Here is a 19,296-nt window from a genome sequence, read left to right on the forward strand (position 1 = left end):
CGGACCGACGATTCTTGACCGTAGCGCAGGTTCTAAGCAATGCTCAATAGCGTGGGTGTCGAGGGCGGGTCCGAGGCGGCGGCTGCGCCGGCGCGGCGACGCCTGAGCGCGGACGACCGGCGCAAACAGCTGGTCGGCATCGGCCTGACGATGCTGCGCACCCAGCCGATCCACGAACTCTCGATCGACGACGTGGCCGCCGAGGCGGGGATCTCCCGGGGCCTGCTGTTCCACTACTTCCCGACCAAGCGGGACTTCTACGTCGCCGTGATGCGCGCGGCGGGTCGCCGCCTGCTGCGGGTCACCACGCCTGACGCGTCGCTGCCCCCCGAGGACCAACTGCGGCAGATGCTGCTCGCCTTCGTCGCGTTCGTCACCCGGCGGCGCGACTCCTACATCTCCTTCGTCCGCGGCGCGGCCGGCGGCGACATCTTCGTCGTCGAGGTGTACGCCGAAACCCGCGCGGGCCTGACCGCCCGGGTGCTCACCCTGCTCGACCAGCCCACGGAGGACCAGCCCGGCTCACCGCTTCGCCTCACCGTGCACGCCTGGCTCGCGTACGTGGAGGATCTCGCCATCGAGTGGTCAGGCCTGCCCGCTGCTGAGCGTCCGTACTCCGCGGAAGAACTGGTGGACCAGTCGCTGGCGGCATTGAGATCCCTCAGCCAGCCGGCCCGGTCGAGTCGCGAACGGTCAACCCATCGACCCGCGCCAGGAGCTTCGGTGTGAGTAGGCGCACTCTGTTCCTCGTCACCTGTGGTGCCCCTCTGGCCTACCGGTTGGAAGATGGCGTACGAGCGGCCCAGGAGGACGGCTGGTCGCCGTACGTCATCCCGACCGATGCCGCGCTGCCGTGGCTCGAGGATCAAGATCTGGGCGACGTTCCCGTCATCATCGGGAACCGCAAACCCGGCGAGCCGAGGCGTACGCCCGCGGCGGATGCCGTGGTCGTCGTACCGGCGACCTTTCACACCCTCAACGCCTGGGCGGCAGGGAACGCGTACTCGTATCCGCTGACCACGCTGTGTGCCGCTCTCGGCTCTCGCACGCCCACTGTCGCTGTCCCGTACGCCAGCGACGAACTCACCAATCATCCGGCGTGGTCTGCGTCGCTGACGATGCTTCGGCGCGCAGGAATTCAGATCGTCGATCCGCACGACGGCACGTCGGGGTCGGTGCGCCCGATCGCGCCGGGGACCAAGGTCGTCGACGCGTTCCGCTGGGAATGGGTGTTCAAGCAGCTTGCTGCGACCGACCGGTCGTGAAGGCCACCGACGGACGTCGTGATCCCGGCTAGGTGTTCAACGCGGGGCCGGTGGAGTCGCGGACGACCAGCTCCGTGGCGAGTTCGACGTGGAGGGCTTCGACTTCGTGGTGGTCGAGTAGGCGGATCAGCAGGCTGACGGCCATTCGGCCCATTTCCTGCAGGGGTTGGCGGACGGTGGTGAGCATGGGTGAGGTGGCTCGGCTGAGGTCGATGTCGTCGAAGCCGGCGATCGACAGGTCGTGCGGGACTCGCAGGCCGCGGTGGGCCGCGGCTTGGAGGGCGCCGACGGCCGCTTTGTCGTTGAAGGCAACCAGCGCGGTCGGGCGCTGCGGGAGATCGAGCAGCTCGCCGGCTGCGCGGTAGCCCTCTTCGATGGTGGGCTCGACGTAGCGGATCAGTGCGGGGTCGGGCAGGGAGCCGGCGTCGGCGAGTGCGGCCGCGTGGCCGCTCAGGCGGGCGTCGCTGGCGAGCCATTCGCGGGGACCGGCGATGACGCCGATGCGGCGGTGGCCGAGGTCGGTGAGATGCGCGCCGACCTGGCGGGCGCCGGAGAAGTGGGCGGCCGAGACGGAGGCGATGTCCCGGGGTAGCGGGGTGCGCGGATCGACGACCACGAACGGGAAGCGTCGCTCGCGCAGCCGGACGAGCTGATCCGCCGACTCGGGCGGCAGGATGAGGATCGCCCCACCGATGCCTGGCTCACCGCGGGGGCCGGTCGGTGCCGGACCGGCGGTGCCGGGCGCCGGAGCGCGACGGCCCTCGGCGAGGCGAGACAGGGTCGGCTCCGCCGCCACCGCCTGCCCTGCGTTCAGGACGAGCTGCCGGCCGTGGCGGTCGAGGGACTCGGCGATCGACGAGACGATCAGTCCGAAGTAGTCGGTCAGCAGATACGGGCAGCGCACATAGACGGCGCCCGCCGCCGGCTTCGGCGTACCGCCGCGGGGGCCTGGCGCGGCCGTGCCGAGCCGCTGGACCGCCTGCTCGACCAGCTCGCGCGTCCGCGGCGACACGTTGCCCGCCTGGTTCAGCACCCGCGAGACGGTGGCGATCGAGACCCCGGTCTCCGCCGCGATGTCCCGCACGGTGACCCGTCTAGGCATTTGTTACATCGCTTTGTTCCACAGTCGGACCTTATCTTCAGTCTTGACAGCAGACCAGAGCGAGCGTTTTCTGTCTTCACCCGCGCTGTTCTGTGTTTCATTTGTTACATCCCGCCCGATGTAAGGAGCCCGTCCATGAGAAGGCACACGCTGGGCGCCGCCGTCACGGCCACCGCCCTGCTGGCGACGGGGCTGGTCCCGTCCGCCGAGGCGATCGGCGACGGTCGTGGCGGCGGATCGACCACCCAGGCCCGCGTCTGGGTGACCACCCCCGACCGCGCCGAACTGCTGCACGAGCGGGCGCCGGTCGCGTTCGCCCAGGGCTCGAGCCGGCAGACGACGATCACGGTCGACCCCGGTACGACGTACCAGACGGTCGACGGCTTCGGCGCCTCGATCACCGACTCCTCGGCCGCCGTGCTCTACCAACTGTCGCCCGCGGACCGCGAGAAGACGATGCGCTCGTTGTTCGATCCGAAGCAGGGCATCGGCGTCAGCTTCCTGCGCCAGGTGGTCGGCTCGTCGGACTTCACCGCCCAGCCTGAGCACTACACCTACGACGACATGCCCGCCGGCCAGACCGACTTCGGCCTGCGGCACTTCAGCATCGCGCACGAGCAGAAGCAGATCCTGCCGTTGCTGCGCCGGGCCAAGCAGCTCAATCCGGAGCTCAAGGTGATGGCGACGCCGTGGAGCCCGCCGGCCTGGATGAAAACCGGCGACTCGCTGGTCGGCGGCCGGCTGAAGGACGACCCGGCGATCTACAACGCCTACGCGCGCTACCTGGTGAAGTTCGTCAAGGCGTACACCGCGGCCGGCGTCCCGGTCGACTTCCTCTCGATCCAGAACGAGCCGCAGAACCGTACGCCGAGCGGCTACCCGGGCACCGATCTGCCGGTCCGCCAGGCGGCCGCGGTGATCGAGCAGCTCGGCCCGATGCTGCGCGCGGCCAGCCCGCGAACCAAGATCCTCGGCTACGACCACAACTGGACCACCCACCCGGGCGATGTCGCCAACACTCCGCCTGGTGAGGATCCCGAGACGGACTACCCCTACCAACTGCTCAGCTCGCCGGCCGCGCGCTGGATCGCCGGTACGGCGTACCACTGTTACTCCGGCTCCCCTGCTGCGCAAACGGCGCTGCGGCAGGCGTTCCCGGACAAGGGGATCTGGTTCACCGAGTGCTCCGGCTCGCACGGGCCGAACGACACTCCGCCGCAGATCTTCCGCGGCACGCTCACCTGGCACGCCCGCACGCTGATGCTCGGCACCACGCGGAACTGGGCGAAGTCGGTGGTCAACTGGAACATCGCGCTGAACGCCGACGGTGGTCCGCACAACGGCGGGTGCGACACCTGCACCGGTCTGGTCACCCGGCACCCGGACGGCACGGTGAGCACGGACGCGGAGTACTACACGATCGGTCACCTGTCGAAGTTCGTGAAGCCCGGCGCGCAGCGGATCGCTTCCACGTCGTACGGGACAACCGGGTGGAACGGGCAGCTGATGTCGTCCGCGTTCCGCAACCGCGACGGGTCGACGGCGCTGCTCGTGCACAACGAGAACGACGAGCCGCGGAGCTTCGCGGTCGCCGTCGGCGATCAGTCCTTCGAGTACACGCTGCCCGGTGGCGCGATCGGAACGTTCGTCTGGGCGCGGGAACTGCGGTCGGCGTACAAGCCGGTGCCGCTAGCTGGGGCGACGGCCTCGGTCGGAGCAGAGCTGGCTCCGCTGGCGATCGACGCCGACGGTTCGACGCTGTGGCAGAGCAAGCAGGCGCTGGCGTCCAGTCAGTATGTGCAGGTCGATCTCGGCACCGCGCGGACCGTCCGCCGCGTCGCGCTGGACAGCGGCGGCAACCTCGGGGATTACCCGGGCACGTGGCAACTGGCGTACAGCAACGACGGTACGACGTGGCGGCCGCTGAAGACCGGCACGTCCGACGGTCAGCTCACGAACGTGGACGTCACGCCGACGCGGGCCCGCTACCTGCGGATCACCTCGACGAGTGCGAGCGACCACTGGTGGACCTTGGCCGACGTACGGGTCTACAGCTGACGGACCGGTCGGCCCCCACTGCCCTGGGGGCCGGCCTCAGCCTTCCGCGGCCGCCAGCCGGCCGGCGATCCAGCCGGCCGTGGCGGCCGCGGTTTCGTTGTCCTTGGCAATCACTTGTAGACCGACCGGCAGGCCGCGGACGGGCAGCGGCACGGTGATCGCGGGAAAGCCGGTGAGGTTGGCCAAGCGCGTATTGCGCATCAGCTGGGCGCGGACGGCAGTCGATCCGCTCAGGTCCGCCACCGCCGAGATGAGCGGCGCGACGAGCGGGACGGTCGGCAGCACGACGGCGTCGTACCGGTCCAGCACGGCCTTCACCTGGGCGCGGATCGTCTCGGTGTCCCGGCGGGCCTGGACGTACCGCCAGGCCTGGACTTCGGCCGCCTCCTTCAGCCGGAGCTGGACGTCGGGCTGGTAGGCGTCGGTGCTGCGTCCGGCGTGGTTCGCGACGGCCTCCGGGCCCTGCAGGTCGATCGCCGTCCGGGTGATGTCGTCGGGAAGGCCGATCGGCTCGGTCGTCGCGCCGGCCGTCTGCAACCGCGCGAGCCCGGCCGACCAGGCCTCGGCGACCTCGGCGTCGTACTCGGTCCGGCCGGTCACGATGCCGAGCCGTGGCGGTGTCGACAAAGGTGCCGTAGGCATCGAGTTCGTCAGGGCGGCCAGGGCATAGGCCGCATCGGCGACGGTCTGGGTCAGAACGCCGACATGGTCGAGGCTCTGCGCGAGCGGGAACACCCCGTCGGTCGGCAACGTCCCGTACGCGGGCTTGAAGCCGACGACTCCACACAGCGCGGCCGGGATCCGCACCGAGCCGGCCGTGTCGGTGCCGATCGCGAGCGGCACGACGCCGGCCGCGACGGCCGCTCCGGCGCCCGAGCTGGAACCGCCGGTCATCCGCTCGGGGTCGTGCGGATTGCGGCACGGGCCGGTGCGGTTCGACGTACCGGTGCAGCCGTAGGCGAACTCGTGCGAGTGGCTGAGACCGATCACAATCGCTCCCGCTGCGTGCAGCCGGCGGACGACGTCGGCGTCGCGCAGGCCGAGCTCGTCCATCGCCGCCGACCCGCAGCGGTACGGGAGACCCTCGACCTCGATGATCTCCTTCACCAGCACCGGTACGCCGGCCAGCGGTCCCTTGCGGTCATGCCAGGCCGCGGCGGCGCGGGCCCCCTTCTCGTCCAGGTGAACGACGGCGTTCAGCGCGGCGGCGTCCCGGGCCCGGGCGAGCGCCTGCTCGACCAGGTCGGCCGGATCCAGCTGACCGGAACGGACGTGGGCGGCGATCTGCTCGAGCACGGGCCCTATCAGAGCACGCTCCTCACGCCTGGTCCACAGCCCGGAGAGGATTCCGAAACAGCGTCGTCACCCCCGCTTGCTAGCGTCCGTCCGCATGATCGACGGCGCCCACCTCCGACCAGCCGAGGCCACCGATCCCGCGCTGGTCGCCCTCACCACGGCCCAGCAGTCGGAGCTCGCCGCGCTCTACGGCGACGACCAGCCCCTGGTCACCCCGCACCCCGACACGGCCTTCACCCTGCTGCTCGTCGACAACGCCCCCGTCGGCTGCATCGGCCTCCAGCCGGTCACCGCCGACCTCGGCGAGATCAAACGCCTGTACGTCGAACCGTCCTCCCGCGGCTGGGGCCTGTCCCGCCTGCTGCTCACCCACCTGGAATCCCAGGCCCGCGCCCAGGGCCTGACCACCCTGCGCCTCGAAACCGGCCCCGAACAACACGCCGCCATCGCCCTCTACACCCGCCACGGCTACCACCCGATCCCCGCCTACCCACCCTTCGAACACGAACCAGCCTCCCGCTGCTTCGCGAAGCAGCTCAGCTGAGGTCGAGCACCAGGTCCGCGCCTTCGCGGTGGAAGCCGAGTTTGTTGAGGTAGGAGGCGGACTCGCGCATCCGGCGGGGGGCCAGGACCTGGCGGAAGCCGTGGTCGGTGAAGACGTCGCTGCGGCGGTAGACGAACTCGCCGGGGGTGAAGTCGCGGTACTCGGGCAGGACGTAGTCGAGGTCGATCTGGGCGCGGCCCTCGCCGGCGTCGTGGGCCAGGACGACGCCGACGGTGCGTTCGCCGCGCTGGACCAGGAACGCGTACGGCGCGGTGGCGGCGGTGAAGTCGGGGTTGAAGCGGCGGATGTCCTTGGCGTGGGCGTCGAGCACGTGCCGTAGGTAGGTGTCGCCGGAGCCGACCTGCAGGACGTCGTACTCGGACATGTCGTGGCGGTGGCGGAGCAGCCGGTAGAGCTGGACCACGTTGATCACCGCGAGCACGGCGTTCATGCCGACCATCGGCCAGACGCCGATCACCAGGTTGAACGCGACCAGGACGATGCAGCCGACCAGGTTCAGCAGCCGCAGGCGCAGGATCCGGGTCTGCAGCAGTGACACGACCACGAGGGCCGAGCCGCCCCACCCGACGATGCTCCAGAAGTCCACGGCCAGAGAGTAGACCAGCGAACCTCCTGGACTGCTCTTTGTTCCACGTGGAACGGTCGATCAGCTGTCGGTGCCGCCGTCACGGTTCTTCTCGAACCCGGTCAGCGGAACGTAGCTCGTCCACGGACCGAGCGCGAAGTACCCCCGCCCGTACGGCGTGACCGCGTCGCCGGCCTGCCAGTACGGCACTCGCCGCAGGCGGTACCGGACGAACCGCACCTCCGGATCGTCACCGGCCCGCACGCGCGCGGCGTCCTGTGCACAGGCCGGCACGGTCCTTGTCCCGTACTTCGGCTGGGTCCACACCACGTCGGTGGTCGACGGCCCGTGCTGCGGGTTGAAGAAGCACGGCACCCGCCGTTCGGGGACCGGCTCCCCGGCCACCCGGGCCTGGACGCAGACGATCGCGTACCGCCCGGTCGCCAGTGCGTCGGTGACCGCGCTGATCCCCTCAGCCGACCGGATCCCCTTGACCGCGCGCTGCGCCGCTTCGTAGGAGTCGAGCGCCAACTGGAAGTCGACCTGAGCGTCGGCGTCCAGCTTCCGCCCGGTCACCCGGGCGTCGAGCCGGCGCAGCTCCTCGCCGAGCAACGTGATGTCCTCGTCGGCCAGCCGGCGGATCTGGTCGAGCTCCTCGGTGTCGGTGCGTCGCGCGATGCGCCGGTCCCACACGTAGCGGCCCAGCAGCGCGACTCCACCACCACCCAGCGCGGCCAACAACCACTCCATCCACAGAAGTTAACCCCCTGTGGACAGAGCTGTGTACAACTCAGGCGGATCCGGGCGGATTCCGTTCGGCCCACCAGGCGAGCAACGCCTCCCGGGCCGCGTCGGCGCCGATCTCGCCGCGGTCCATCCTCAGCTCCATCAGGAACTTGTACGCCTCGCCGACCTCCCGGCCGGGCCCGATGCCGAGGATCTCCATGATCTGGTTGCCGTCCAGGTCGGGCCGGATCGAGTCCAGCTCCTCCTGCTCGCGCAGCCGGTCGATCCGCACTTCCAGATCGTCGTACGCCGACCGCAGGGCCTCGGCCTTGCCCTTGTTGCGGGTGGTCGAGTCGGCGCGGGTCAGCACGTGCAGCCGGCTGAGCAGGTCGCCGGCGTCGCGGACATACCGGCGTACGGCGGAGTCGGTCCACTCGCCGCTGCCGTAGCCGTGGAAGCGCAGGTGCAGCTCGACCAGCTTGCTGACCTGGGCGATCTGCTCGTTGCTGAACCGCAGCGCCTGCATCCGCTTCTTCGCCAGCTTCGCCCCGACCACGTCGTGGTGATGGAAGGTGACCTTGCCGTCACCCTCGAACTTGCGGGTCTTCGGCTTGCCGATGTCGTGGATCAGCGCCGCGAACCGGACCACGAAGTCCGGCGCCTCGATGCCGTCCTTCTTCAGCCGCGGCTCCAGGTCGATCGCCTGGTCGAGCACGGTCAGCGAATGCTGGTAGACGTCCTTGTGCCGGTGGTGCTCGTCCAGCTCCAGCCGCAGCGCCGGCAGCTCGGGCAGCACGTGGTCGGCCAGCCCGGTCGACACCAGCAGGTCGAGCCCGATCCTCGGGTACGGCGCACAGACCAGCTTCTCCAGCTCGTCGCGGACTCGCTCGGCCGACACGATCGTGATCCGCTCAGCCATCGCGGTCATCGCCGCCACCACCGCCGGGTCGGGCGTGAAGGCCAGCTGGGCGGCGAACCGGGCCGCGCGCATCATCCGCAGCGGGTCGTCGGAGAACGAGTCCTCCGGGGTGCCGGGGGTCCGGATCACCTTGCCGGCGACGTCCTCCAGCCCGCCGTACGGGTCGACGAACTTGTGCGACGGCAGCAGGACGGCCATCGCGTTCATCGCGAAGTCGCGCCGGGACAGATCCTGCTCGAGGGTGTCGCCGTAGGCGACCTCCGGCTTGCGCGAGGTGGGATCGTAGGACTCCGAGCGATAGGTGGTGATCTCCAGGACCCAGTCGTCCTTGCGGCAGCCGATGGTGCCGAAGGCCTTGCCGATGTCCCAGACGTGGTCGGCCCAGCCGGCCAGCAGCCGCTGGACGACGTCGGGCCGGGCCGAGGTGGCGAAGTCGAGATCCTTGCTCCCACGATCGAGGAGAATGTCGCGTACAGGACCTCCCACCAGCGCGATCTCGTGGCCGGCCGCGTCGAAGCGGGCACCCAGCTCGTCGACCACCGGGGCGATCTTCAGCAACGCCTGGACCCCTTGCCGCTGGACGGCGGACAGTGATCCGGAGGAGCGCGACTGGTCGGAAGTAGGAGACACGGGGAACTAGGTTACGGTGACGGCGTGTTCAGACGGCGACTGAGGCTCTGCGCGAGCGTGGGCGCGAGCCTGGTGATCGCTGCGTCGGTGGCGGCTCAGCCGGGCCCGGACGCGGTCGCGAGCCCCTCGGCGGAGGACCCGGTGGTCGAGGTGGCCATCGACTCTTTCACGCCGTCCGCCCCCAAACCCGGCGACCAGGTGGTGATCACCGGCCGGGTCACGAACACCAGCACCGCGACGCTGACCAACACCCAGGCCGCGGTCTGCATCGACGACAGCCGGCTGACCACGCGGGCCCAATTGGCCGCGATCCCGACCGAGGCCGACGAGCCGGTCAACGGGCGCAACGACTGCGTCGGCCTGAACAACTCCGACTCCACCAGCTTCCAGGAGTACGCCGCCCCGCTGACCCCGAAGGCCACGGTGCCGTTCCGGCTGGTGGTGCCCTGGAAGGACTGGGGTGTGACCGGCCGCCCGGGCGTCTACACGGTCGGCGTCCGCTTCCGCGGCGACTACCGCAACGAGGACACCGGCACGACCGGCCGGGTCTCGGCCGGACTGACCCGGACCCTGATGCCCGTCGTCTCCGGCAAGCCGACGGCCCGCAAGGTGACCACCGCGCTGGTGGTCCCGCTGCGGCACCGCCCGACGCTGCTCAGCGGCGACCGGTTCACCAACGAGTCGCTGGCTGACGCGCTCGCGCCGAGCGGTGAGCTCGGCCGGCTGCTGGAGATCGGCAAGAAGCGCAAGGTCACCTGGCTGGCCGACCCGGCGATGATCGACGAGGTCAAGCGGATGGCGGCCGGCTACCGGGTCGTCGACGGCGGCCAGACCCGCGCCGGCAAGGGCCAGAAGATCGCGGCCGCCTGGTACAGCGCGTTCACCGCCACCCGCGCCCGCAACCCCGTCGTCCTGCTCCCGTACGGCGACCCGGACGTCGGCAGCCTGATCGACGGTGGAAGCCCGCTGCGCGATCTGGTCGGCCAGGCGCGGACGGCGACCGAGCAGTACAACCTCGGCGGCTCGCAGTACTTCCAGTCCGGCCTCTGGCTGGAGGGCGGCGTCGCCAGCAGCCGCACCCTCGCCGCCGGCTCCACCGGGTACGCCGGGACGAAGCCCGACGACGTGAACCTGGTCCCCAGTGCCTCGTGGACGCCCGAGACCCGCCCGGCGCTGTCCCCGTCGCCGATGTACGACATCGTGACGCCCGAAGGCCCGGTGAAGACCGTCCGCACGGTGATCGCCGACTCGGCGCTGACCGCCGGCGGTCCGGATCCGGCGACCGCGAACGATCCGGTCCAGGTGCGGCAACGGTTCGCGGCCGAGACGGCGTTGCTGGCCTCGACCGGCAAGACGCCGATCACCGTGGTCGCCCTGCCGCCGCGCGGCTCGGACGAGACCGGCCGGTCGACCGCCGCGCTGTCCGACGGCCTGTCGCTGCCGTGGATCACGCCGGTCGGGCTGGACGTGCTCTACCGCAGCGACCCCAAGCACCCGCAGGCCAAGCCGGTGGCGACCAAGGGCCCGACCGTGCCCCGGTCGACGCCCGGCCTGACCGGCAACCAGCTGCAGCAGATCAAGGCGCTGACCACCGCGACCACGACCTTCGTCTCGCTGCTGACCGACCGCGAGCGCGCGGACGAGAACCTGCGCCGTGCCCTGCTGCGCAGTACGTCGACCAGCTGGCGCGGCTTCCCCGACGAGTCCCAGCGGTTCGCGACCGCCGAGCTGAGCTCGGTCAACGGGCAGCTCGGCAAGGTCCACCTGGTGACGAACTCCGGCGGCTCCAGCGGCGCGCACCGCGAGCTCAAGGTGAACCTGTCCGGCAGCAAAGGCACGTTCCCGCTGACGATCGCGAACGAGCTGAACGTGTCGGTCCGGGTCCGGGTCGTGGTCCGGTCGGTGAACCGGACCGACCTGCGGATCGAGCCACTGCAGGTCAGGACCGTGCCGCCGGGCCAGAAGGCGACGTACCAGATCAACGCGAGCGCCGAGCAGAACGGCCTGATCCGCGCCGAGGCGCAGGTGATGTCGGTCGACGAGCTGCCGGTCGGCAATCCGCGCGAGCTGGTGATCCAGGCCGCGCAGTACGGCAGCGTCGGCTGGATCCTGGTCGGCTCCGCGGTCGCGCTGCTGTTCGGTACGTCGGCGGTCCGGATCTACCGGCGGGTGCGCTCCGAGCGGCGCAACCCGACGCCGGAGCCCGGCGAAGACCCGTTGCACCCCGCCCCGATCGACCCGGCCGCGCTGGCCGCCGACGTACCGGAGACCGCGGCGACCGACGGTCCGCACCCCGACGAGCCCAACCCGCTGGCACCGGTCGAGCCGCTGCGGGTCACCCCCGAGAGTCTGAAAGAAGGAGTCGGGTCGAAGGATGGCTGACCGCACCCTGCGTTCCGCGGCGGTGATGGCAGCCGGAACGGTCCTGTCCCGCCTGCTCGGATTCGTCCGGATCGCCCTGCTCGCGGCCGCCATCGGCACCGCGCTGCGCGGCGACATCTTCACCGCGGCGAACACCATCCCGAACAGCCTCTACATCCTGCTGGCCGGTGGCGTCTTCAACACCGTGCTGGTGCCGCAGCTGGTCCGCGCGATCAAGAACCACGACGACGGCGGGCAGGACTTCACCAACCGGCTGCTGACGTTCGGCTTCGTCGTCCTGGCGGTCGTCACCGTCGGCTGCGTGCTGCTGGCCCCGGCGATCGCCGAGCTGTACCTGCCCAAGGAACTGCACGACCCGTCGCGGGCGACTGAGAAGGCGAACATGATCATGTTCGTCCGGCTCTGCCTGCCCCAGATCTTCTTCTACGGCGCGTTCGTGCTGGTCGGCCAGGTACTGAACGCGCGGCGCCGGTTCGGCCCGATGATGTGGGCGCCGATCGCGAACAACATCGTCGCGTGCGCGTCGATCGTGGCCTTCCTGCTGATCTACCGGACCGGTGACAACCCGGCGACCTACAGCCACGGCGAAGAGCTGCTGCTCGGCCTGGGCCACACCGTCGGCATCGCCGTGCAGCTGCTCGTGCTGCTGCCGTACCTGCGGGCCAGCGGCCACCACTACCGGCCGAAGTTCGGCCTGCGGGGCACCGGGCTGGGTCACACCGCCCGGCTGGGAATGTGGACGGTCCTGTTCGTCGCGGTGAACCAGGTGACGCTGGTGGTCGTCACGCAGCTCGCGATCGCCGGTAGCGCGAACGACGACCCGGGCGCGAAGGCGGGTCTGTTCGCGTACAGCACGGCGATGCTGATCATCCTGGTCCCGCACGGCATCGTCACGGTGTCGCTGGCGACGGCCGCGATGCCGCAGCTGTCCTCGCTGGCCGCCGACGGCGACGTCACCGAGGTGGCCCGGCTGTCGGCCCGGTCGATCCGGCAGACGCTGGCGATCGTGATCCCCGCGGCGGCGGCGATGGTGGCCTTCGCGCACCCGATCGTGACCGTGATCGCCGGCTACGGGTCGGGCAAGAACAACCTGACGCTGATGGCGTACACGCTGATGACGCTGGCGCTCGGCCTGGTGCCGTACACCGTGCAGTACTTCCAGCTGCGCACGTTCTACGCGTTCGAGGACACCCGGACGCCGTTCTTCCTGCAGGTCGCGATCGCCGCCACCAACATCACCGCCGCGGTGGTCGGCGTACGGGTGCTGCTGGACGAGACGCATCTGCGCTACAGCGGTGTGGTGCTCGGTGCGGCGTACGCGCTGTCGTACCTGGTCGCGGTGGTGCTGTCACGGCGGGTGCTGTCCCGCAAGGTGCCGCGGGTGCACGGCGCCGGGATCGGGCTGCCGATGCTGGCGATGGTGATCGCCGCGGTGGTCGGCGCCGGGCTCGGCCGCGGCGTGCTGGAGCTCGTCAACGCCCAGCTGGACTGGAGCGGCCCGCTGGCCGCCGTGCTCCAGCTCGGCATCGGCGCCGTGGTGATGCTGCCCGTCTACCTCGGGGTGGCCCGGCTGCTGCGCATCCATGAAGTGACCGACGTGGTGTCCATGGTCACATCGAAGCTGCCCGGAAGGGCCCGCCGCTCCTGACCCCCGGCCCGCTTGTGCACTCGTACCGGCAGTTGGGTGGGGGTGGGCACTAGCATGGGGGCTGCGATCGGACCGCCATCCGCTCGCGACCGCCTGTAGGGCCGGATCTGGCTGCCGCCCGGACCGGAGCGGGAGACGCAGGCCGACCAGTGCATCGAGGAGGGCGAGAGACACCGTGTCGAACCAGACCGTCAGTCCTGGTGCCCTGCTCGCCGGCCGCTACCGGATCGCCGAGCTGCTCGCGGAGATCGATGGTGCGCGGGTGTGGCGGGCAGTGGACGAGGTGCTCAGCCGAGCGGTCGTCGTGGACGTGCTCCCGGTCGGGGACCCGCGGACCAACGTGCTCTTCGACGCGGCCCGGCGGGCCGCGGCCGCGAACGACCCCCGCTTCCTCCGGGTGCTCGACTGCGACGTCTTCGAAGGCGTCACCTACTGCGTGCGCGAGTGGGCCGGCGGCCGCCCGCTGGAGCGGATGCTCAGCGCCGGACCGCTGACCGGCCAGCAGGCCGGCTGGCTGGCCCGCGAGGTCTCCGAAGCGCTGGAGAACCTGCACCGCACCGGTCACTCACACGGTTCGATCAGCCCCGCCACCGTGGTGGTCACCGACGCCGGAGCGATCAAGGTCGTCGGTCTGGCCACCGAGGCCGCGCTGCGCTCCACCGGTCCCGGTACGCCGGAGCAGGACGTCCGTGCGCTCGGTGAAATCCTTTACGCCTCGCTGACCGGCCGTTGGCCCGGCCCGGGTCCGGCCTGGGGACTGCAGCCCGCTCCGGTCGAGCACGGCCGGCTGCTGAGCCCGCGTCAGGTGCGCGCCGGTGTGCCGCGCTCGCTCGACGACATCGCCGACCGGCTGCTCGGCGACCCGCCCCGGCACCACGCCGCACCGATCGCCAGCGCGGCGGGACTCTCGGCCGCCCTGTCCGGCGTCGTCGGCAGCTCGCACGAGCCGCCCAGCCAGATGGACGAGACGGTCGCGGTCGCCCGGCAGAACGGCAGCATCGACGACGCCACCCAGATCGTCCCGGCCGCGCCCCCGCCCGCGCTCGACCCGACTCCGGCCCGCGCGGCGAGCAACGGCCAGGCGGCCCAATCGACGTACGCGCAGGCCCAGGAGACCCAGCCGCTGCGCCGCCAGCCCGCGCAGAACGGCAACGGCCGGCGCCGTCCGCCGGCCGACGAGCCGCGCCGCGGTGGCAGTTGGGGCGGCCGCATCCTGATCCTGCTGGCGGTTCTGGCTCTGCTGTCGGTGATCCTGATGGCGCAGTTCCTGGTGAAGGGCGCGATCAACAAGGAGCAGAGCAGCGACGCCACCCCGGAGGTCCCGCAGACCACCGGTCCGGCCGCGCCGACCAACGAGGCCGTCACCATCACCGGCGCCAAGGACTTCGACCCGGAGCCGAAGGGCAACGGCGAGGAGCACCCCGAGGATGTGCCGAACACCTACGACAAGAAGGCCAGTACCACCTGGACGACGATGTCGTACAAGAACCGGCCCGACCTCGGCGGCACCAAGCCCGGTGTCGGGATCGTCTACGACCTCGGCGACGTCACCCCGGTCTCGCAGGTGACGGTCGACCTGGTCGGTGAGGGCACCGACCTGGAGCTGATGGTGCCGGAGTCCGACCCGGCCAAGTCGCCGGCCACCGTCGGTGGCTGGAAGTCGGTCGCCAAGGCCGAGGACGCGGGCGAGTCGGCGACGCTGAAGCCGCCCGCGCCGGTCGAGTCGCGGTACGTTCTGGTCTGGCTGACGAAGCTGCCGAAGGAAGGCAGCGGCTACCGCGGCGAGATCTCGGAGGTCAAGATCCAGAAATGACCTCCGACATCACCCGGATCGGTCCGCCCCCCAGCCCGGGCGCGGGTCCTGTGCCGCCGCAGGGCTACGAGGCGATGGACGACCACGAGCTGCTCCGGCTGCACGTGGCCGGCAATCCCGACACGTTCGGCTACCTGGTCAAGCGGCACCGCGACCGGATGTGGGCGGTCGCGATCCGGACCCTGGGCGAGCCCGAGGAGGCCGCTGACGCGCTGCAGGAGGCGTTCATCTCGGCGTTCCGCCGGGCCGACTCGTTCCGTGGTGACGCGAAGGTGACCACCTGGCTGCACCGGATCGTGGTGAACGCCTGCCTGGACCGGATCCGCCGCCGGCAGGTCCGGGCCGCCGATCCGCTGCCGGAGGACGAGGACCGCGCGGCCGAGCTGGCCGGTCCGGCCGAGGACGACCCGGCCGAGGTGCGCGAGCGCCGGCTGGACGTGCTGAACGCACTGAAGCAGATCAACGAGGACCAGCGCAGCGCGTTGGTCCTGGTCGACATGGAGGGGTACTCGATCGAGGAGGCGGCCGCCATCCTGGGCTGCGCTCCGGGCACGGTGAAGAGCCGCTGCGCGCGGGGGCGGGCCCGGTTGCTGCCGCTGCTGCGGCACTGGCAGACCACGCGGGGCGGCAGCGCAGCGGACGCCGTACCGGAGCAGAAGACGCCGCAGAAGCGGGCGCCGAAGGCCGCCACGACGAGTTCGGGAACGGGGGGAACCGAATGACCGGGTCGCCCGTCGAAGCGGAGTCGCCCACCCGCGACCAGTCAGCGCATCCCGACCGGAGCACTCCACCGATGACCACTTTGTGCGCCTCCAACGGCACGTCCCGCGAGGGGGCGGATCCCCGATGACCGACGCCGGTCTGCCGACCAGTGAGCACCTCGAGCACCTCGACACCGACACCATCGCCGACCTGATCGAGAACCTGCTGCCCGCTCCGGAGGCGCACCGCGCCCGCGAGCACGTGAAGGCCTGCCCGGACTGCCAGCAGACGTACGACGCCCTGCTGCAGCTGACCGAGGACCTGGCCGACGAGGGCCGCACCGACATCCCGATGCCGGCCGACGTGGCCGAGCACCTGAACGCCGTGATCGCGTCGGAGTCCGTGCTGCGCGCCTCGACGGTCGGCGTGCACTCGCTGGTCCAGCTCCGCGAGGAGCCCCATCGGCATCTGCCGAAGCTGCTGCTCGCGGCGGCTGCGGTGGTCCTCGTCGCCGGAGCCGGAGTGGTCGGCGTCGTCCTGGCCACTGCCGATCACAGCACCGACGGCGCCGCCGGCATCGGCAGCCCGACGTCCGTGCCCAGCATCACCACCGGCCAGGTCGGCCCCGACGCTCAGCGCTGGCTGGAGGGCGCCAAGGGCCCGATCCTGCACGGCGACGCGGCGGAGATCGACTGTGCCCGGCAGTTCGCGACCACCCAGCCGAACTCGGAGCTTCGGCTGGTCCAGCCCGCGACGGTCGACGGCAAGCGGTCGACGGTGATCGGGCTGCCGGGTGGCTCGGCCCGCGACGTCAAGGTGTTCGTGGTCACCGGCTGCAGCGGTTCCGGGGGTCCCGCGACGCCGTTCTACGACACCACTGTCACGCTGCGCAACCGCTGAGGCCGCTCGGTGAGCCACTGGCTTGCCCAGCGGCCGCGGTGGGTACCTTGGGAATGGTCGGCCTCTAGGATCCGTTGAGTACGACGTCCAGTCTCGACGACAACGAGGAACGCCTTCATGAGCGACGCAGTTCGCAACGTGATCATCATCGGCTCCGGCCCGGCGGGCTACACCGCCGCGGTGTATGCCGCGCGCGCGCAGCTGGAGCCGCTCGTGTTCGAGGGGTCGGTGACGGCCGGTGGCGCGCTGATGACGACCACCGAGGTGGAGAACTACCCCGGTTTCTCGCAGGGCATCATGGGCCCGAATCTGATGTCGGAGATGCGTGACCAGGCCGAGCGCTTCGGTGCCGAGCTGGTTCCCGACGACATCGTGAGTGTGGATCTGACCGGTGACATCAAGGTCGTCACCGACTCGGCCGGCGCCCAGCACCGGGCCAAGACCGTGATCTTGGCGATGGGGTCGGGGTACCGCAAGTTGGGCCTGCCGCGGGAGGAGCAGCTGTCCGGTCGCGGGGTGTCGTGGTGTGCGACCTGTGACGGGTTCTTCTTCAAGCAGCACGAGATCGCTGTGGTCGGTGGTGGTGACACCGCGATCGAGGAGGCGACCTTCCTGACCCGGTTCGCCGACAAGGTGACGATCGTGCACCGTCGTGACGAGCTGCGGGCCTCGAAGATCATGGCCGAGCGCGCGTTCGGCAACGACAAGATCGAGTTCGCCTGGAACTCCGCGGTCTCGCAGATCCACGGTGACGACAAGCTGACCGGGGTGACGCTGACCGACACGATCACCGGTGCGACGCGTGAGCTGCCGGTGACCGGTTTGTTCATCGCGATCGGGCACGACCCGCGCTCGGAGCTGGTCAAGGGCCAGGTGCACCTGGACGAGGACGGCTACGTGCTGGTCCAGCCGGGCACCACGAACACCAACCTGCCGGGCGTTTTCGCGGCCGGCGACCTGGTCGACCACACCTACCGCCAGGCGATCACCGCGGCCGGCACCGGCTGTTCGGCCGCGCTGGACGCGGAGCGCTACCTGGCCACGCTGGACTTCGCCGACAGCCAGTCCGCCGCGGCGGCCGCGGCCACCGAGCCTGTCTCCGTCTGACACCTACTCGAGAAACAACCGAAGGAGTTCGCCGTGGGCGAGAAGATGAACGCTGTCACCGATGCCGAGTTCGACCAGACCGTGCTGAAGAGCGACAAGCCGGTGCTGGTGGACTTCTGGGCCGAGTGGTGTGGCCCGTGCCGCCAGGTATCCCCGATCCTGGAGGAGCTGGCGCAGGACCACAGCGACAAGCTGACCTTCCTGAAGATGAACGTGGACGAGAACCCGGTCACCCCGAGCAACTACCGCGTCACCGGTATCCCTACCATCAACGTCTACGTGAACGGTGAGCTGGCCAAGTCCATCGTCGGCGCGAAGCCGAAGGCGGCGCTGCTGAAGGAACTGGCCGACTTCACCGGCTGAGACGACTGCCTGGGCGCCCCCTCACCGGGGCGCCGACCGCCGCACGGCAAGGAGCATTGATGGAAGCCCCCAACGGCGCCCGGATCTACCGGATCGGTGACAGCGGCGAGGCCGTGGCCGAGATCATCGGCAAGCTGCAGCGCCTCGGCCTGCTGGCCGAAGGCCCGCGTTCGGTGTACGACGAGGAGACCGCCCGCGCCGTGCGGGGCTTCCAGCAGCAGCGCGGGCTGATGATCGACGGCATCGTCGGCCCGCAGACGTACCGGGCGATCGACGACGCCCGCTGGCGGCTGGGCGACCGGCTGCTGACGTTCGTCGTGTCGCACCCGATGACCGGGGACGACGTGGTCGCGCTGCAGGCCAAGCTGCAGGAGCTCGGGTTCGCCGTGGCGCGGGTGGACGGGATCTTCGGACCCGACACCCAGCGCGCGGTGACCGAGTTCCAGCGCAACATGGGCCTGCCCGCCGACGGCACGTGCGGCCCGTCCACCTTCAAGGCGCTGCAGCGGATCCGCCCGATGGCCACCGGCGGCCGGCCGGACGCGCTGCGGTCCGCGGAGGCGGTCCGGGCGGCGGGTCCGCGGCTGTCCGGCAAGACCGTGGTGATCGACCCCGGTCACGGCGGCTTCGACTACGGCTGGGAAGGCTTCGGCCTGCGCGAGTCCGACGTGGCCTACGACCTGGCGGCCCGGATCGAGGGCCGGCTGGGCGCGACCGGCGTACGGGCTTATCTGTCGCGGGGGCGGGACCAGGGTCCCGATGAGCTGGCCCGCGCGGCCTTCGCGAACGACACGGACGCGAACCTGTGTGTCTCACTGCACACCGACGGCTCGATGAACCCCGAGGCGCAGGGCGTCGCGACGTACTACTACGGCACCGACCTGCACGGCGCCTCGTCCAGCGTCGGTGAGCAGTTCGCCGGGCTGGTCCAGCGCGAGATCGTCGCCCGGACCGACCTGCTGAACTGCCGCACCCACCAGAAGACCTGGGACCTGCTGCGCCGGACCAAGATGCCCGCCGTCCGGCTCGAGATCGGCTACGTGACCAACCCGCACGACGCGTCCCGGCTGGCCGACCCCGACTTCCGCGACGTGGTCGCCGAGGCGATCGTGGTGGCGATCCAGCGGGTGTACCTGCCGCCGGAGCAGGACGCCGCCACCGGCATGCTGCGCTTCGGCCAGTTGACCGTCTGACCCCCTGAATGCGCACCACCCACCCGCCTGCTCAGGCGGGTGGGTGGTTTCTTTTCTGCCGG

17 protein-coding genes are annotated in these 19,296 nt (G+C 70.6%); 12 read left to right on the forward strand and 5 right to left on the reverse strand.

Annotated features, from left to right (window positions below; genetic code table 11):
• Positions 1 to 39: 39 nt before the first annotated feature.
• Both ACQPXM_RS40980 and ACQPXM_RS40985 read left to right on the forward strand, forming a co-directional pair.
• Positions 40 to 729, forward strand: coding sequence for a TetR/AcrR family transcriptional regulator (locus tag ACQPXM_RS40980; protein WP_432943382.1), 690 nt, complete (start codon positions 40 to 42; stop codon positions 727 to 729).
• Complete coding sequence (locus ACQPXM_RS40985; RefSeq protein WP_432943383.1) at positions 726 to 1,265, forward strand: flavoprotein; 540 nt, start codon at positions 726 to 728, stop codon at positions 1,263 to 1,265. The genes ACQPXM_RS40980 and ACQPXM_RS40985 overlap by 4 nt, the downstream gene beginning before the upstream one ends.
• 28 nt (positions 1,266 to 1,293) lie before the next feature.
• Here the strand turns inward: ACQPXM_RS40985 and ACQPXM_RS40990 are convergent, their stop codons facing one another.
• A complete protein-coding gene (locus ACQPXM_RS40990; protein WP_432943384.1) occupies positions 1,294 to 2,367 on the reverse strand; it encodes a LacI family DNA-binding transcriptional regulator in 1,074 nt (357 codons plus the stop codon).
• Between the two features lie 135 nt (positions 2,368 to 2,502).
• Between ACQPXM_RS40990 and ACQPXM_RS40995 the strand changes: the two genes are divergently transcribed.
• Positions 2,503 to 4,425 (forward strand): discoidin domain-containing protein, encoded by a 1,923-nt coding sequence (locus ACQPXM_RS40995; RefSeq protein WP_432943385.1) that lies wholly within the window; start codon positions 2,503 to 2,505, stop codon positions 4,423 to 4,425.
• Positions 4,426 to 4,461: 36 nt separating this feature from the next.
• Here ACQPXM_RS40995 and ACQPXM_RS41000 read toward each other — a convergent pair whose 3' ends face one another.
• Positions 4,462 to 5,721, reverse strand: coding sequence for an amidase (locus tag ACQPXM_RS41000; protein ID WP_432943386.1), 1,260 nt, complete (start codon positions 5,719 to 5,721; stop codon positions 4,462 to 4,464).
• A 94-nt stretch (positions 5,722 to 5,815) separates the two neighbouring features.
• Here ACQPXM_RS41000 and ACQPXM_RS41005 point away from each other — a divergent pair, with 94 nt between their 5' ends.
• Complete coding sequence (locus ACQPXM_RS41005) at positions 5,816 to 6,265, forward strand: GNAT family N-acetyltransferase (RefSeq protein ID WP_432943387.1); 450 nt, start codon at positions 5,816 to 5,818, stop codon at positions 6,263 to 6,265.
• On the opposite strand, the gene ACQPXM_RS41010 is transcribed toward ACQPXM_RS41005, so the two are convergent.
• From ACQPXM_RS41010 to ACQPXM_RS41020, 3 genes are read right to left on the reverse strand one after another with little or no spacing between them, the layout of a single operon-like run.
• Complete coding sequence (locus ACQPXM_RS41010) at positions 6,258 to 6,872, reverse strand: hypothetical protein (RefSeq protein ID WP_432943388.1); 615 nt, start codon at positions 6,870 to 6,872, stop codon at positions 6,258 to 6,260. The two genes, ACQPXM_RS41005 and ACQPXM_RS41010, sit on opposite strands and share 8 nt — an antisense overlap.
• A gap of 60 nt (positions 6,873 to 6,932) precedes the next feature.
• The gene (locus tag ACQPXM_RS41015; RefSeq protein WP_432943389.1) at positions 6,933 to 7,601 is read right to left on the reverse strand and encodes a hypothetical protein; all 669 of its coding nucleotides are present in this window, start codon (positions 7,599 to 7,601) and stop codon (positions 6,933 to 6,935) included.
• A 40-nt stretch (positions 7,602 to 7,641) separates the two neighbouring features.
• Positions 7,642 to 9,126, reverse strand: coding sequence for a CCA tRNA nucleotidyltransferase (locus ACQPXM_RS41020; protein ID WP_432943390.1), 1,485 nt, complete (start codon positions 9,124 to 9,126; stop codon positions 7,642 to 7,644).
• A gap of 24 nt (positions 9,127 to 9,150) precedes the next feature.
• Between ACQPXM_RS41020 and ACQPXM_RS41025 the strand changes: the two genes are divergently transcribed.
• The 8 genes from ACQPXM_RS41025 to ACQPXM_RS41060 all read left to right on the forward strand — a co-directional run bounded on the left by ACQPXM_RS41025 (position 9,151) and on the right by ACQPXM_RS41060 (position 19,234).
• Positions 9,151 to 11,508, forward strand: coding sequence for a DUF6049 family protein (locus ACQPXM_RS41025; protein WP_432943391.1), 2,358 nt, complete (start codon positions 9,151 to 9,153; stop codon positions 11,506 to 11,508).
• On the forward strand, positions 11,501 to 13,156 hold the full coding sequence (murJ, locus tag ACQPXM_RS41030; protein ID WP_432943392.1) for a murein biosynthesis integral membrane protein MurJ: 1,656 nt from the start codon (positions 11,501 to 11,503) through the stop codon (positions 13,154 to 13,156). Before ACQPXM_RS41025 ends, murJ begins: the two co-directional genes overlap by 8 nt.
• 175 nt (positions 13,157 to 13,331) lie before the next feature.
• Positions 13,332 to 14,969, forward strand: a complete 1,638-nt coding sequence (locus ACQPXM_RS41035) for a protein kinase family protein (RefSeq protein ID WP_432943393.1) — start codon at positions 13,332 to 13,334, stop codon at positions 14,967 to 14,969.
• Complete coding sequence (sigM, locus tag ACQPXM_RS41040) at positions 14,966 to 15,691, forward strand: RNA polymerase sigma factor SigM (protein WP_432943394.1); 726 nt, start codon at positions 14,966 to 14,968, stop codon at positions 15,689 to 15,691. The genes ACQPXM_RS41035 and sigM overlap by 4 nt, the downstream gene beginning before the upstream one ends.
• 124 nt (positions 15,692 to 15,815) lie before the next feature.
• Positions 15,816 to 16,571: an anti-sigma factor family protein gene (locus tag ACQPXM_RS41045; RefSeq protein ID WP_432943395.1), complete on the forward strand. Its 756-nt coding sequence runs from the start codon at positions 15,816 to 15,818 to the stop codon at positions 16,569 to 16,571.
• A gap of 117 nt (positions 16,572 to 16,688) precedes the next feature.
• Entirely contained in the window at positions 16,689 to 17,678 is a 990-nt protein-coding gene (trxB, locus tag ACQPXM_RS41050) for a thioredoxin-disulfide reductase (protein WP_432943396.1), read from the forward strand.
• A gap of 45 nt (positions 17,679 to 17,723) precedes the next feature.
• Positions 17,724 to 18,041 (forward strand): thioredoxin, encoded by a 318-nt coding sequence (trxA, locus tag ACQPXM_RS41055; RefSeq protein WP_041290800.1) that lies wholly within the window; start codon positions 17,724 to 17,726, stop codon positions 18,039 to 18,041.
• Between the two features lie 59 nt (positions 18,042 to 18,100).
• Positions 18,101 to 19,234, forward strand: a complete 1,134-nt coding sequence (locus ACQPXM_RS41060) for an N-acetylmuramoyl-L-alanine amidase (RefSeq protein WP_432943397.1) — start codon at positions 18,101 to 18,103, stop codon at positions 19,232 to 19,234.
• Positions 19,235 to 19,296: the final 62 nt, after the last annotated feature.

Origin of the sequence: Kribbella sp. CA-253562 (assembly GCF_050942265.1) — a bacterium.
In the GTDB taxonomy this organism is placed as follows: Bacteria; Actinomycetota; Actinomycetes; order Propionibacteriales; family Kribbellaceae; genus Kribbella.

Excerpts from the sequence above, each read along its gene's own strand:
- trxA (WP_041290800.1), top strand. The coding sequence starts at position 17,724 with ATGAACGCTGTCACCGATGCCGAGTTCGACCAGACCGTGCTGAAGAGC.
- sigM (WP_432943394.1), top strand. The coding sequence starts at position 14,966 with ATGACCTCCGACATCACCCGGATCGGTCCGCCCCCCAGCCCGGGCGCG.
- ACQPXM_RS41005 (WP_432943387.1), top strand. The coding sequence starts at position 5,816 with ATGATCGACGGCGCCCACCTCCGACCAGCCGAGGCCACCGATCCCGCG.
- ACQPXM_RS41060 (WP_432943397.1), top strand. The coding sequence starts at position 18,101 with ATGGAAGCCCCCAACGGCGCCCGGATCTACCGGATCGGTGACAGCGGC.
- ACQPXM_RS40995 (WP_432943385.1), top strand. The coding sequence starts at position 2,503 with ATGAGAAGGCACACGCTGGGCGCCGCCGTCACGGCCACCGCCCTGCTG.
- murJ (WP_432943392.1), top strand. The coding sequence starts at position 11,501 with ATGGCTGACCGCACCCTGCGTTCCGCGGCGGTGATGGCAGCCGGAACG.
- ACQPXM_RS40980 (WP_432943382.1), top strand. The coding sequence starts at position 40 with ATGCTCAATAGCGTGGGTGTCGAGGGCGGGTCCGAGGCGGCGGCTGCG.
- ACQPXM_RS40990 (WP_432943384.1), bottom strand. The coding sequence starts at position 2,367 with ATGCCTAGACGGGTCACCGTGCGGGACATCGCGGCGGAGACCGGGGTC.
- trxB (WP_432943396.1), top strand. The coding sequence starts at position 16,689 with ATGAGCGACGCAGTTCGCAACGTGATCATCATCGGCTCCGGCCCGGCG.
- ACQPXM_RS41015 (WP_432943389.1), bottom strand. The coding sequence starts at position 7,601 with ATGGAGTGGTTGTTGGCCGCGCTGGGTGGTGGTGGAGTCGCGCTGCTG.
- ACQPXM_RS41045 (WP_432943395.1), top strand. The coding sequence starts at position 15,816 with ATGACCGACGCCGGTCTGCCGACCAGTGAGCACCTCGAGCACCTCGAC.